At 30.5% G+C, this 14,724-nt stretch carries 19 protein-coding genes and 1 pseudogene; all 20 read right to left on the bottom strand.

Annotated elements, in window-relative coordinates:
* Window positions 1–45: 45 nt before the first annotated feature.
* Entirely contained in the window at window positions 46–1,008 is a 963-nt protein-coding gene (locus AC6H4V_RS06405; protein WP_497606177.1) for an MraY family glycosyltransferase, read from the bottom strand.
* Window positions 1,009–1,190: 182 nt separating this feature from the next.
* The gene (locus AC6H4V_RS06400) at window positions 1,191–2,384 is read right to left on the bottom strand and encodes an ATP-binding protein (protein ID WP_497606176.1); all 1,194 of its coding nucleotides are present in this window, start codon (window positions 2,382–2,384) and stop codon (window positions 1,191–1,193) included.
* A gap of 94 nt (window positions 2,385–2,478) precedes the next feature.
* A complete protein-coding gene (locus AC6H4V_RS06395; protein ID WP_497606175.1) occupies window positions 2,479–3,324 on the bottom strand; it encodes an NAD-dependent epimerase/dehydratase family protein in 846 nt (281 codons plus the stop codon).
* Entirely contained in the window at window positions 3,321–4,484 is a 1,164-nt protein-coding gene (locus AC6H4V_RS06390; protein ID WP_497606174.1) for a glycosyltransferase family 4 protein, read from the bottom strand. The genes AC6H4V_RS06395 and AC6H4V_RS06390 overlap by 4 nt, the downstream gene beginning before the upstream one ends.
* Window positions 4,485–4,488: 4 nt before the next feature.
* Complete coding sequence (locus AC6H4V_RS06385; RefSeq protein WP_497607917.1) at window positions 4,489–5,406, bottom strand: heparinase II/III family protein; 918 nt, start codon at window positions 5,404–5,406, stop codon at window positions 4,489–4,491.
* A 16-nt stretch (window positions 5,407–5,422) separates the two neighbouring features.
* A protein-coding gene (locus AC6H4V_RS06380; protein ID WP_497606173.1) for an IS5 family transposase occupies window positions 5,423–6,264 on the bottom strand; the annotation gives its coding sequence in 2 pieces (ribosomal slippage) (window positions 5,423–5,865 and window positions 5,865–6,264; 843 coding nt in all).
* Window positions 6,265–6,299: 35 nt separating this feature from the next.
* Window positions 6,300–6,590: a hypothetical protein gene (locus AC6H4V_RS06375; RefSeq protein WP_497606172.1), complete on the bottom strand. Its 291-nt coding sequence runs from the start codon at window positions 6,588–6,590 to the stop codon at window positions 6,300–6,302.
* A gap of 305 nt (window positions 6,591–6,895) precedes the next feature.
* The gene (locus AC6H4V_RS06370) at window positions 6,896–7,684 is read right to left on the bottom strand and encodes a Gfo/Idh/MocA family protein (protein ID WP_497606171.1); all 789 of its coding nucleotides are present in this window, start codon (window positions 7,682–7,684) and stop codon (window positions 6,896–6,898) included.
* Window positions 7,685–7,869: 185 nt separating this feature from the next.
* Entirely contained in the window at window positions 7,870–8,211 is a 342-nt protein-coding gene (locus AC6H4V_RS06365) for a hypothetical protein (RefSeq protein WP_497606170.1), read from the bottom strand.
* A 56-nt stretch (window positions 8,212–8,267) separates the two neighbouring features.
* A complete protein-coding gene (locus AC6H4V_RS06360) occupies window positions 8,268–8,753 on the bottom strand; it encodes a zinc-dependent alcohol dehydrogenase (protein WP_497606169.1) in 486 nt (161 codons plus the stop codon).
* A 1,170-nt stretch (window positions 8,754–9,923) separates the two neighbouring features.
* Window positions 9,924–10,241, bottom strand: coding sequence for an SGNH hydrolase domain-containing protein (locus AC6H4V_RS06355; protein ID WP_497606168.1), 318 nt, complete (start codon window positions 10,239–10,241; stop codon window positions 9,924–9,926).
* Window positions 10,186–10,488 carry a hypothetical protein gene (locus AC6H4V_RS06350; protein ID WP_497606167.1) on the bottom strand — a complete coding sequence of 101 codons (303 nt, stop codon included), beginning with the start codon at window positions 10,486–10,488 and terminating at the stop codon, window positions 10,186–10,188. The genes AC6H4V_RS06355 and AC6H4V_RS06350 overlap by 56 nt, the downstream gene beginning before the upstream one ends.
* A gap of 81 nt (window positions 10,489–10,569) precedes the next feature.
* On the bottom strand, window positions 10,570–11,157 hold the full coding sequence (locus AC6H4V_RS06345) for an acyltransferase family protein (protein ID WP_497606166.1): 588 nt from the start codon (window positions 11,155–11,157) through the stop codon (window positions 10,570–10,572).
* A 218-nt stretch (window positions 11,158–11,375) separates the two neighbouring features.
* Window positions 11,376–11,816, bottom strand: coding sequence for an acyltransferase family protein (locus AC6H4V_RS06340; protein ID WP_497607916.1), 441 nt, complete (start codon window positions 11,814–11,816; stop codon window positions 11,376–11,378).
* 202 nt (window positions 11,817–12,018) lie between these two features.
* Window positions 12,019–12,207, bottom strand: a complete 189-nt coding sequence (locus AC6H4V_RS06335) for a glycosyltransferase (protein WP_497606165.1) — start codon at window positions 12,205–12,207, stop codon at window positions 12,019–12,021.
* Window positions 12,208–12,374: 167 nt separating this feature from the next.
* Window positions 12,375–12,656 (bottom strand): hypothetical protein, encoded by a 282-nt coding sequence (locus AC6H4V_RS06330; RefSeq protein ID WP_497606164.1) that lies wholly within the window; start codon window positions 12,654–12,656, stop codon window positions 12,375–12,377.
* A gap of 198 nt (window positions 12,657–12,854) precedes the next feature.
* Window positions 12,855–13,250, bottom strand: a complete 396-nt coding sequence (locus AC6H4V_RS06325; protein ID WP_497606163.1) for an asparagine synthase-related protein — start codon at window positions 13,248–13,250, stop codon at window positions 12,855–12,857.
* A 41-nt stretch (window positions 13,251–13,291) separates the two neighbouring features.
* On the bottom strand, window positions 13,292–13,702 hold the full coding sequence (locus AC6H4V_RS06320; protein ID WP_497606162.1) for an asparagine synthase-related protein: 411 nt from the start codon (window positions 13,700–13,702) through the stop codon (window positions 13,292–13,294).
* 81 nt (window positions 13,703–13,783) lie between these two features.
* Window positions 13,784–14,002 (bottom strand): asparagine synthase-related protein, encoded by a 219-nt coding sequence (locus tag AC6H4V_RS06315; RefSeq protein ID WP_497606161.1) that lies wholly within the window; start codon window positions 14,000–14,002, stop codon window positions 13,784–13,786.
* Window positions 13,980–14,682: pseudogene (locus tag AC6H4V_RS06310) on the bottom strand (asparagine synthetase B family protein). Before AC6H4V_RS06310 ends, AC6H4V_RS06315 begins: the two are co-directional and overlap by 23 nt.
* Window positions 14,683–14,724: the final 42 nt, after the last annotated feature.

The following is a 14,724-nucleotide window of genomic DNA, read 5'->3' as shown; positions in this document are numbered from 1 at the left end:
ATTTTTCATCATATTTTTTAGCATTTTACCAACTTTTTTCATCCATTACTCAAACTTTTTCTTCATATCTACAAATTTTACAGCACCGTAAAGCAATAGTAAGCTAAACATAAAACTTACCGCAATATTTGGTATGAAATATACCAGTAAAAATATCACTACATTTAGTCCAAGCGCATAAAGAGTCACTTTGCTATGGCTCCATCCAGCTTGAGTGAGTCTCTGGTAGGCGTGTTTTCTGTGCGCGAGACTAAGTTTTTCACCATTTAGTTTTCTACGCACCAGCGTCAATGTAGCATCAAACCAAAATAACCCATAAAGCGTTATCCAAATCCACAAATTTGAAGCTTCTATATTTGCATAGTAGAGAGTAATGATAGCTATGGTATATCCAAGAAGCGTACTCCCCACATCTCCCATAAATATCTTTGCTTTGTGCCAGTTCCAGTATAAAAAACCTAAAACAGACACTCCAAGCACCGCAAAATGCGCTCCGCCAAAAAGAACAAGTCCAACCACACTCAAAAATAGAAATTTCATAGCCAGATAACCATCTATGCCATCTATAAAGTTAGTAAGATTTATATACCACAGTATCAAAAGCATCGCGAAAATAGAGGTGATGATAGGACTTGATATATCGAACACTCCAAAAGTGATAGTATCAAGTCCGCCAATGGTATAAAGCCCGCCAAACCCTACAAGAGTAAATACTATCATCCTAGTTTTTGGCTTAAGCTCCACTATATCGTCTATCAGACCGACAGCAGATATCACAATGCCAATGATGAGCGCATAAAAAAGAGTTGGGTCGATTTTATTATGAAAAAAGAGATAAAGAAGTCCCACAAACCAAGTGACAGACACAGCTATCCCACCGCCGTGAGGAGTCGGCACCGTATGAGAGCTTCTCTCGTTTACCTCTGCTATAAGCGATTTTTTAATAGCATAGTTTTTTATGAGGTATGTAAGGGTAAAAGAAGTTGCTAACAGTAATAGATAAATCAACTATTTTCTCCATTTCTTGAAATTATTTTTAAAACATCTGAAAAATAAGACTGCATCCTGTCCCCACTTTTTATTTTTAATGTAGCTATTTATATGGCATACTGTAAACTAAACCTGTGACCCGCTATTTTTGATGTACTTTTCACAATAAGTTGTTCTACGGTTAAAAAATTATTCATCTTCTAATACAAAAACCCAAAAAGCCAAAGTGGGATTTTATTGCCTCTACCTATCTCGATGTCATCAGCTGCAACAAAACTATTTGGCATATCTTTAATTTGTGAAAAATCTTTATTTTTACCACCTACTTCTATAGTATATTTTTTATCTATAAGAAAATCACCTTGTTTGGAAATATTGAGTTTATAAATATGGCTTACTTGATTTGCAAAAAAAGTTTCTCTTACCGTTCCCATATCACAACTTCCACAGTATGCGAACAAAAGATTTGTATTGTTAAGATATATTTTGGCAGCTTTTTGTACTTTTTTAAGTCCATCAACATTTTCATCAACCATGAGCAGCATTTGCCCATCATGCAAATAGGAGAGATAATCATAGAGTTTGACCCTGCTTATCTCGGCAAGAGCTGCTATTTTTGTATAGTTTACTTCAAATGGCTTACTTTCACATATCACTTCAAGAAGTTTTTTGAGTTTATAAGTGTATTTTTGCTCAATGAGACCCAAAGATGTCAAATCCAAATCAATTGTAAGATTTATAGTGTTAAGCAGGTTTTGATAGTAAGATGTTTGTTTGTCAAAATAAAATGGATAATATCCCACTTCTATGTACTCTTTGAACTCTTTTAAAATATTAATATTGCCTATTGCTAAATCTTTTACTATCTTACTATGGTTTTGAAAAATATCTTTTATATCACATACACTTAATGCTATTTTGTGCTTAAACTCCAAGTACTCCCTAAAAGAAAAGCCATTAAGATTATAAAGGGTCACCCTCCTACTCAAGTCACTTTTTGCATTTAAAATAGAAGTGGCACTACTGCTTGTAAATATCACTTTTATATCAAACAGATCATAAATAGTTTTGAGGTTTGAACTAAAATCTTCATATCTATGCACTTCATCCAAAAGTAGATATTCCCCGCCATCGGCTACATACTCTTCGACCAAATCAATCAAATCAACGCCACTCAAAAAAGGATAATCAAGTGAAATATAAAGTGCTTTTTTGTTTTGAAGCTCTAACTCTTTGAGGTATTGAAAGAGTATGGTTGTTTTTCCTACGCCTCTTGCACCAAAGAGTCCTACCATCTTGTCGTTGAAGTCTATAGTGTTATAAATATACCTTTTATACTCTATTTTAAAAGATTTTTTGAGTCTATCTTGGTATTTTTTGATATTTGCTAGCATTTAAAAGCCTCTTTCAAAAAATGTGTAAACGTTTATAGCCGTTTACAATATTAACTTGTTTTCACTTTGTAAACGCTTATGTAGATTTACAAATTCAACTTTCTCCATGTATCATCAGTTTTATCCCATCTTCCACGCTATAAGGATTTTTGAGATTTAACTTTTCTCTTGTGAGAGTATTATCCACTTCCAAACTTCCATAAAGTCGCTTATGAAATGATGGTTTTAATATCTTCAATAAACTTTCAAAAAATGGTATTTTTATCAAATATATCTTTTTATCTAAATTTTTTGCTATTAACTCTATCAATCTTGAAGTGCTAAGAGGTTTATCATCACTTGCTAAAAATATTCTTGATTTTTGTTCTTCGATTACAACATCTACTAAATGACAAAGATTTCCTATACTTCTTTTATTTTCTATTTTTCCAAAAGGTAATAGAGTAACTTTATTTACTAAATTTATAAGATTTTTTATATTTGCTTTTACTCCATATCCGTAAATAATTGGAGTTCGTATAATACTTACTCTAAAATTCTCTCTTTCTAACTCAAGTAATAGTTTTTCTGCTTTTAATTTACTTTTTCCATATTCATCTTCAGGATTACAAATACTTTTTTCTGTATATACAGATTCTGTCTCTTCTCCATATACTTTTACTGTACTCATAAAAACAAACTGTTTCACACCACACTCTTTTGCTTTTTTTGCTAGTTGTAAAGTTTGAGTAACATTTACTCTTTCATATTCTTCTTTACTAGCTCCACCCATTTGATGAACCAAAGCTGATAAATGAAAAACTACATCCACATCACTACAATCTAAACTATTTATATCATCTTTTAAAAAGCTAAATGTTTTTATCTCATATTTCTCTTTATACTGATTTATAAAATAGTTTCCAACAAAACCATTTGAACCAGTTATTAACAGTTTCATAATTCATATACCTCTTTTGACATCAAGTTCATAATATTTTCTCTTTTGAATTTTTCTATAAAAGAAATTCTATTTATATCACTAAAGTTTAATACTTTTTTAAACTTTTCATAAAAGTCATCAGCATTACATGGCTCAAATACTATCGCATCACTTATATTTTCTTCTATAAACTCTTTTGCATATCCGCCAACACCAGCTATTATAAACTTATTTGTAGTTGCATATTCAAAAAGTTTTGAAGGAAGTACTTTTTTAAAAGCCTCATAATCATTCAAATGTAGAAATAAAATATCACTATTTTTATATATTTCAAGAAGTTTAGTTCTATTTACAGGATCAAAAAGCTTAACATTTTCAATATCTTTTAAATTTTCTATTAATGCTTTTTTTCTTCCTCCATCACCAATGATATGTATTTCATAATGGTCACCTAGTTTTTTAGCAATATCAGGAACTATCTTTTCCAAACCTTGTCCTTCTCCTATATTTCCTGCATAAGTGATAATTATTTTTTCATTTTTCTTGTCTTGTGTAAAATCATACTCTAAAAATACATCATCTATTCCATTTGTATAAAAGCTATATGCTACATTACTATTGATATTTTTAAAATAGCTCTCAAAACCTTTTGATACTAGATTTATATGAGTTGCAGAATTTATAGTATATTTTTCTATTTTTCTAAAAATTGGAATTACATATCTTAATTTACTTTTTGCAAATACAGACTCTAGAGTATCCGTAAAAATATCTCTAATATCTAAACATAACTTCGCTTTTTGACTGTTTGCTATTAAACTTCCTAAAAAAGCTGTCATAAGTCTTGATGAAGTTGCATAAACTATATCGTATTTTTCTCTTTTTCTAACTAGTTTCATAACTTGCCATGCAAACTTTAAAAATAGTTTTGACTGATCAACAAATCCACTTTTATGAGTACCTAAATCTATTCTAGTTATATCAATATTTTCTTCTAGTTTCTCAAACTCTTTAGCATCTTCACTAAAACTACCATATCTGTTTGGCATAGCTGTAATTATTTCTACTTTATCTTCTACTTTTATCTGTTTTTTAAGCTCTTCAATAAAAGCTGTAGTCCTAAATGAACCCGCACACAAATCAGGGGCATAATAAAAACTCAATACTAATATTCTCATAGATTTATCTCAACTCTTTTTCAAATGATATCTCTAAAACTAAAGCTTTTAGTGTCTTATTAAATTCTGGTGCATAATTATAAGTTTCTATTTTATATTGTAAATTTTCTAAATTTATTTTTTCTAATATTTCATTTTCTGTCAAATCTGGATAGAAATGTAATCTAGCAATTGCATTACATTCTTTATTTAAATTATCTTTTATGATTATTTTATTTTCTTCAAATATCCAATTTCTAGTATGTAAAATCCCAAATTTCTTTTTATATCCATCATGAGTCGCTTTTATAAAATCTTCTTTTTCAACTACTTCAATTATATTTGCTCTATTTGCAACTCTAAACCCACCCCAAACTTCACTACTATTAGTTTCATTTATTTCTACAGTATTATGTGCTTTTGTACTTCTTTCATTATCTCTTTGTTTTCCAGTATTGTAAGTACTAAGTCCAGAATCAACTATAAAAGGTTTATTCTGAATATACAATTCAAAATTAAATGTATCTGCATGGGCATGTCCAGGAATATAACTAGCTCCAACTTCTCCAACATCAACTATACACTCATAATTTTCTTTTTTTATTTTTCTATAACCTGATTCATTTAAATTTTTTACAACAATATTTATATTTAATCTTGATGCAAATTCAAAAAGTTCTTTTGAATTTGGAGCTATCTTATTTGCACTATCATTTAAAAGTGGGATCTCACAACATTCATAGCTAATATTTTTAAGCCATCCTAACATTACTGAAGCTTTTTCTTCTAAATATTTTAATAATTCTTGTTCTTTCCAACTATTATTTTGAACTAAATTTATACAATCTAATACTCTAAAAAGCATAAGCTGATGATACATAGGACTTAATTCAAAATGGGCACCATCATCAAGTATTTGTTCATTCAACTCTTTTTCTAAAATAGACTTCTTGCATAACCTAACATTTTATTCCAAATCCTCGATCTGCGTTAATTAAAGCACATATCAGATTGAAGCGTAAACCAAATCGTTTTCTGCGATTTCGGTACTTTTCTCCAAGTATTTTAAATGTTTTTATTTTAGCATTCACATGCTCAACGCATATGCGAGCAGATGCTTTCATTTTGTTGGAAAGCTTATCTTCTTTTGTAAGAGGATGAAGTTTGGTTTTTTTCTTTGGAATATCACTATTCATATGAAGAGAATTGATTCCAAGATAGCCAGTATCTACTTTTACATTGGTCTCTTTTTTGATTGGCAATCTCGATTGTTTGAACAGCTTAAAATCGTGGATATTATGTACGCTAACAGCGGTACAAATAATGCGTTGATTGCTATCAATCACGATTTGTCCTTTGGCTGTATGTCGCTTTTTCTTTCCACTGTAGCATCTTTGTTGCCTTTTTTTGGGCGTTGAACTGAGCATTCAGTTGCATCGATAACGATATAATCAAGTTCAATTCCTCCATCTTCATATAAGGCTTTTTTACCAGGTAGTGAAAATTTACCTGATTGTATCAATACGCTCTCCATCTCTTGAATCACTCTTGATACTGTCGCTTCACTTACGCCATAGTCAAATGCAATATGTGCCATACTCCTATACTCTCGATAGTATCCCAACATAAGCAATAGCTGGTCTGCAATCGACAAAGTATTTGGTTTCCCGCCTCTGCTCTTTTTGGCTTTATGATACTCTTGGCATACTTCAAGCATCAACCCAAATGTCTCTTTTTTTACCCCTACCAATCGTTTAAAATCAGTCGGTTTCATTTTTTGCAATCGTTCATATTTTTCCATACAAACAAAAAGCAATTTCTGAACCGCTTTTTGGGTTATGCAAGAAGTCTAATATCTTTTGCTTTTTCATACAAAATTTCATCTTGAAAATAATATGCTCCAAACAATAAAGAAAATCCATTTTCTAATAAATGATTTCCTAGTAGATGATATTCTAATTTATCCATCAAAATATAATACTGAGCATATAGACTATCACCTATCTTTTGATCTTTTATTCTCTTTTTAGTCAAAAACTTTATCCAGTTAATTCCTCTTAAACTTATAGGAAAAGGTTCAAGTCCATCTTTTACACTCTCTATATTTTCAACAAAATCATATATCAAATTTACATCTTCTTTTTCTTTTAAATATTCAAAATATGTAAGGTTATAAGTCCAAAGCTTGCCGTGTTCACTAAAATTCCAGTCTATTTTATCATTAAACTTTTTTGATAGATTTAGTATAGTAAATTTATCATCTTTATAAGTACTGACAAGAATCTATCAAGTTCAAAGGAGTCGAATTTGACACCTTTACAAACTCATATTTAAATCCACTTATCTAGCCCTTGCAAAATAAAATAATCTATAATAAATCTGATTAAATTTTAGATATTTAATTGTATTAAAGAGTCTAATATATTTATTCATCAAAGTTCTACTAAACTCTTACTTCTGATTGATTCTAAAATCTTAAATGTAGTATTATAAATACTATCAAAACTAATAGCTTCTTTTCCACTTTTTACAGCTTCTTTAAAAGCTTTAAATTCATTTACAAAACCTTTATCTTGGTTTGCACTTTTTTCTTTTGTTGATTTTCCACCTTGAAAAATAGTAAGTTCTCTAAAATCATTCATCTGCATACTTACACCATTAGCAAATACTTCTATATACTCTTTTGGCATACTATTATCACCAAAAGCATAGTAGCTTATAGTTGCGATGCTTCCATTTTTGTAGTTTAATATTATATTTACATTATCTTCATTTGGTATTGATTGGTCATTTTTATTTAAAGTTGTTGCAAATACACTCTCTACTTCACTACCAATCAAATAACTACAAGTATCTATAAAGTGACATACTTCACCTATAATTCTTCCTCCACCTATAGTTCTATCTTGTATCCATACATTTTTTGGTATTATTCCTGCATTTACTCTGTAATTTACAGATATTTGCCCGTTGATAGATTTTTCTATCATTGGTGAAAATCTTCTATTAAATCCTACTTGAACAACTACTTCACCTGTGTAAGCTTCTTTTATAGCCTCTAATTCTTCTTCATAGATACAAAGTGGTTTTTCTACAAAACAATGTTTTTTTGACTCTATTGCTTTTAATACTTTATTTGCATGGTCATTGTGTCTTGTAGTTATAAATACTGAATTTATCTCACTATTTTTATATATCAGTAGTGATATATTTGAAGTCATATTTTTTCCCAGTTCCTTGTGCTGATACTCCAGTAGCAGTGCAAAGTCCTACAAGTTCAAAATCACCTACTTTTTGAATATTTGGTAAGATAACTGATTTTGTAAAATTTCCTGCACCAATAAGACCTATATTTACTTTATCATTACTTATCTTTTTTTCACTTCTTTGAACTATTTTTTCATCTTCAAGATTTATAATTTAAAACTATTCCTAAATATTTCTCTTGGATTCTTCCTTCAAGTAAATCATAAGCACTCATCGCATTATCGAAATCATAAGAGTGAGTAATAAGTTCTTTTGGAGTGATTTTTCCCTCTTGAATCAGTCCTAAAAATGCTTCAAAGTTTCTTTGTTCTGTAAATCTTACTAAATCATATGGATAGTCTATACCTTTTTCTTCATACTCTGGATCATACCTACCTGGACCATAAGCCATAGATAGTTTTATTTCTAACTCTTTTTTATAGTATGTATTTCTCGGTACATCCATACCAACCATTCCTACAAGTACAACTCTTCCTCTCATTCGGCTTATTTCTGCCGCATCAGTGATAGGCTGATTTGAGCTAGTCGAAGCAGCATCTACTCCATATCCATTTGTAAACTCATTAGTTTTAACAATAAGTTCACTTGCATGACAAACTTTTTAGCCAGTGCCATTTTATTTGGGTCTATATCACTTCCTATGACTTTACAACCGTTTGCTTTGAGCAATTGAACCGTAAGTTGTCCTAAAAGTCCAAGCCCCATAACTGCTATCTTTTCACCAAGAAGCGGGGCTGTTTGTCTCACACCTTGAAGTGCTATAGCTCCAACCGTTACAAAAGAAGCATCAATATCATCCACTCCGTCAGGGATTTTCACCATCAGGTTTTTTGGCACATAATTTACCTCTGCATGATTGGCATATCCAGCGCCACCACATGCCACTCTATCTCCAATACTTACGCCAGTGCAATTTTCACCAACTTTCACCACGCGACCTGCCAAAGAGTAACCCAAAGGAATAGGAGTGTCAAGTTTTGTAAACACTTTTTCAAGAGTATTTCGAATCCCCTCTTTTTTCATCTTGTTTTACAAGATCCGGTCTATCTTTTGCCTTTGCTAACATGGATTTTTTAGCGAAATCCACTAGCATTTTCTCAGTACCTGCACTCACTAAGCTAACTGTAGTTTGTACCATTTTCACCACACACCGGAGCCGGCACTTCAAAAAGTCCTAACTCTCCTGTTTTAAATGATTGTATAAGTTGTTTCATATTTTATAATTCCTTATCATGTAATTGATTGTACAAACTCTTTTTCTTCATACTCAAAAATGGTTTTTCTATTAAAAAATAGCTTAAAATCCCGCATAGGGCAGAAAAAACAAGAACCATCATAAGATATTCCGCCCCCCCCCGAATATCCCTTTTGCACAAAAACATTTACTATCAACATGTGATAAATGTATACCCCATAAGTAAAATCATTATGTTTCATAAGTCTGTAGCTAAGATTTTTGTATGAAAAAACAAACGAAAATACAAAGACCAATTGTCTGAAAACATCATACACAAAAAAATCTACATGTACATAACAGACCACGGCATATAAAGCAAGATATACAAACATCTTATCCTCTAAGTAGCTTTGCGTAAACTCTCTCTTTTTGTAAAAAAACATCCCTATTAAAAAAGATATGGCAAGATACTTACTTTTATGAGCTTTTCATAAATCAAAAGATTCGTACTGACATAATTTATGTAGTAGTAAAATCCAAGAGAAATTATTGATAAAAACAACAATCTTTTATAAAAATCTTTTTGTAAAAACAGATACAAAAGCGGTAAAATAATGTAAAACAGAGATAGTCCATAGTGAACCATTTATAACACCGACACCGAAATCTCTTATAAATTCAGGATTGTAAAACTGAAAAAGCGTGCCACTATCCAAGGCAACACGTCCATTACACTAACATCATTAAATTGTCCAAAATAACAAAGTATCAGTAACCCAACAAAAAAACTCGCATAAAGCCCTGGAATAATTCTTAAAAATCTGTTTTTAGCATACACTTTAATATTTCTCGTATGACATGCTTATAAGATAGCCACTTATAAGAAAAAATATACTATTACGCTTTTTATAAAAAGTGCTATTTCATTTTTAATATGTAGATGTGATACAGAATGTGTATAAACTACCTGTAACGCGGCCAACAATCTAAGTAAATTATTATGGAGAATCTCTTTTTCAGTCATACTTTAGCTTTCTACCTAATATTGTCTCAAACTCCGGCATAAATTCTTTTATTGAGCCATATTTACTTAAATGATAAGCATCAGAATATATAAGATGCTTATCAGAATCTAAATTTCTACACATTTTTTGACCTTCAAGCACATCCTCTTTCTCATCACAAAGAACATCAAAAGGATCAAGGAATATAAATTTATTTGTTTGCAAGGCAACTTTTTTTAAATAATCATTAAACTGAACAAAATCTTCTCTTGGTTTAGATGTAATATACTGATCCAAAAAAGATAGGTCTTGGTCTTGTAAATATATCATAAAGGTTATGCTCAGCACCGGGAACTTGTCCTATTACGACTAAAGTTCTATCTCCTATTTTGCTTTTTAACTCTAAAATGGCATCTGACACTTCTTTTGTTGTAACTTTTATATTTCTTCTGTTTCCTTGTTTATCTAATAAATCAGCTACTGACATTTGAAATAACCACAATTCAGATATAACTAAAATAGAATTTTGGTCCCCTTCTTTTAAATACTTCAATCCGTTATTTAGAGCATAATTCACACCTTCTCTTATTCGCGTAAAATCATACAGCTTGTTCCTGAACTATTATACAGGCTTAACCTATTTGTTTTTGCTAAGACTTTATACAATCCTTCCATGGGAATCGCCTATAACAACTATATCTGCAGGTTTATCTGTATAAACCGCCCCACTTTCTGTGTATCCTTCTCCGCCATAAAACTTTTTGTGAAAGTTCTTACTGTCTCCCACGTTTTCAAAAACAACCGGTGACTTCATTCTCCACTCCCATCCGTTATGAGTGTACATGTTAATACCGATATAACCCATTATTACAAATGCTGCTGCAGAACTATACTTCCAATATGATTTTGTTAAATCAAATCTTTTTTTTCTAAATGGCTGTTCTATGTATTTATAGCTTAAAAAAGCAAGAGCTATTGAGATAATGACGATAAAAATATTTTGATAAATTGTTACTGTTGAAGCCAAATAATTCCAAAATACGATTATAGGCCAATGAATTAAATACAGAGAATAACTTATTAAACCGACACCTACAGTTAATTTATTTGATAGAATAATATTAAACCTGCTCACCGCACCTGAATATATCAAAAAAGCTGCACCGAGTGTTGGCAAAACTGCATAATAAGATGGGAACAAAAGTTCTTCTGTAAAAAATAAAACAGAATAGCCAATCAGCGCCAAACCAAATACAAATAAAATATGTATGCTTTAATTTATAGCTAATTAGCCACACAATAGCTGCACCAAATATAATCTAAATGGCAACAAAAAGAAAATGGTAGATTTACCATCAGATATATACTCTTTCAAGCTCGGCAAATAATGATTTACTAAGCTAACACTACCATCATCAAATCTGTCGTTCATGTAAAAACTCGTCACAACAATCAAAAAAAGTACTAAGTAAATATATGCTTTATTTTTAACAACAGTAGAAGGGAAATAGGCCATATCAGATAAAATTGTTCCTCTATGCTGAGCGACCAAGTATGCAAAAGTGGCTTCAGTTTTGAAGAAACATCAAAATAATCAGCTTCACTCCAAAAATAAAAATTTGACAAACTTAGAAATGAAGCACCTCCGAAACTACTTAGATGAGTTGGTGATAATGTTAAAGCTGCAAATATTGTTGTCAAAAATAAAACTACAAATAACGCTGGAAATAATCTTCTTATATAAAAATTCTTAAAACTACCTGTAGTTTCCACCTCATTTTTAATTATACTAGTTATCAAAAATCCACTAATTACAAAAAATATATCAACACCACCGCTTAAATAATTGGAGTCAAGATGGAATAAAAGAACACTTATAATAGCTATTGCTCTTAAACCATCTATAATTTATTTTGCTCATTTTTTCTCTTCAAATATCTCAAACACTTTTTGGCAAGTTTTATTAAAATCGTGGTTTTCTCTTAGCACTTTTTCACTCTTTTCTGAAAATTCTAATCTTTTTTCAAATGATTCACCTAATTTTTTAATGCTTTCATATAAAGCTTTTGGCTCTATGATATAGCCGTTATATTCATTAATTACCGAATCAGGTATTTGTGCTAATTATTGGCAGTCTATGATTAAGCGCTTCCAAAATTACATTTGGGAAACCTTCTGCATGCGATGGTAAAATAAATACATCTGTTTTTTTGTACTCTTCTTGTAATTCATCACTGCCCATCCAGCCAAGCATCTCAATGTTTGTTAAATTTTTATCTTTGATGTAGCTTTTCAAAAAGTGTTCCTGCAAATCTAAATCTATATTTATCTAAGTCCCTATTCCCTTCTATCACATCAAAAAGTTCTAATACTCCTTTTTTTTCTACTATCCATCCGGCAAACAAAAACACTACATTATCACTGTTCTTTTTAAAATCTATATCATCATATACTTTTATCCAGTTATGTATTAGTTTTATCTACGTTCATTTCATTATAAAACTCTACCCACTTATTGCCTTGTGCCCCTATATAGTCTGGTATTTTCAGCAATAACTTATTTATAAATTTTGCAACTTTACTTTTTTTGTTCAAATCTATAAAATGCCCGGAGCGAATAAATAAGAGTACTTTTGTTTTATATATTCTTGCAATCAGTGCCATAAAAACTTTTTCATAAAAACTCAACCCTGTACTACTAAAGATAATCACACCATTTATATTTTTTTCTTTTAACAGTTGCATTAATTTTAGAATTCTATTAAAAGCGCTTTTTAATCTATCTCTTAGTGATGGAACAGGAAAGCTATTTTGGGATGTATCTATAATATTTAATTTTATATTATGTTCTTGAGCATATTCAGCCTAGTTGCGGTAACTTGTCCGCCAGGATGCTGTTCCTTATCTTTTGGCGGATATCCCCCAATAAGTATATAATTGTTATTAGTCAATTTTTACTCCGTTTTTTTCTATCCATCTATATAAAAGTATTGTCATCCAATTGATATGGTCAATTGTGTATTGACTATAATTTTCATATACATCTTCTTTATTTTCTTCTTTAAACTGATTAATAAAATCACTATTTAACACTTCATATTTATTGAATAAATACCTATACTTTTCTATAAACTCTTTTTCCAAAACTTTATGCATTGGTATTGAAAATCCCCATTTTTTATGGCTAATAACATCTTCAGGTAAATATCTTTTTGCTACATCTCTTAAAATACTTTTCTTAATCCCATCTCTGTACAAAAACTCTACTGGCAAAGATAAAGCGAAATCTACTACTCTGTTATCAAGCAATGGAACCCTAACCTCTATTGAATTTGCCATAGTCATACTATCTACTTTTCTAAGCATATCCCCAGATAATTTTACTTTGAGCAAAAAACTGTATATGAATCATTTTCTTCTAAGGCCAATTCTTTTTTTAACTCCTTAAGCCATAAAAATGATTTTTTGTCGGTTACCAGCCCTAAATCTATCAAATCTAAAATACTATTTAATGAAAAAGCCAAATCAGTTTTATCCATCATAGAATAATTCAGTGCTTTATTGATTTGCCTATTAAGATTTTTATTTATTACAATGCTTAAAGGTAGTTTTTTAAATAAAAACAGTGCAAATTCCCTTAAAAACAAAGGAATATTTTTAACTCCATCAATTTTATCTAACCAACTAAATGTCTCATAACCCATAAAAAGTTCATCACCGCCATCACCTGAAAGTATAACCTTTTCATTTTTTCTTACTTCTTTTGCTATTAAATATGTAGGAATCTGCAAATGGTTGCCCTACATGCTTGAGTATCAAATCTACAAAATTAGCATCAAGATTAAAATTTGATGAGTAATAAACTATATGATTTATATTTTCATATCGTTCTGCATACGGCAGTTCATCATATTTCTTATCATCAAAAGAAACAGTATAAGCATTGAATTTATTGTACTTACCATTGAAGTAACCAAACTAGAGTCTATTCCACCGCTTAAAAAAGTACCATAACCAACATCACTGACTAATTGGTCTTTTATCACTTCTTGAAGCAATGCATCTAGCTCATCCACAGCCTCTTCCTGCATAATCTCTTTTATAATCATCTACACTCCAATACTGTGTATCAATAGTTTGCTTTGTATTTAAATCATACTCAAGCATGTGCCCTGCTCTAAGCTCAAACACATTTTCATACATGGTATTTGGAGCCACTGGATAACCAAAGTACATAAACTGTTCTAAGGCTTCTTGATTTAGACTCTTCTCAACTTCACAAAAAGCTTTCAATTTCAGATGAGAAAAATAATCCATTTGCATTTAAGCTATAGTACAAAGGTTTTATTCCCATTCTATCTCTGCATAAATACAGTTTTTTATCTTCATGAGAATATAAGGCTATGGCAAACATGCCATTTAAAGCTTTTATACCTTCATTTACGCCTTGAAATACTAACCATTTTAAAATGGTTTCTGTATCAGTATGGATATCAATACCATTGTCTTTTAAAATATCCTGTAGTTCTTTATAGTTGTAGACTTCGCCGTTATATACCATCGTGTAATTTTTATCTTTATAAGAGAATTGCATAGGTTGATGACCGTGCTTAGTATCTATGATAGCTAATCTTGTATGACCAAGCACAATGTCATCAAAGCACAATATATCTTGTTCATCAGGACCCCTATGAAATAACAACTCCACTGGTTTTATAATATGATTTTTATTACAATTATTTTTTGAAACCTTACCTACTATTCCGCACATTTATTAATCTTTTCCTTTAAAAGTTTTACATGGGTTTCTAAT

Source organism: Sulfurimonas lacustris (assembly GCF_059705355.1).
Note: the sequence above shows the minus strand (reverse complement) of the source record. Positions and strands in the feature narration are given on the sequence as shown.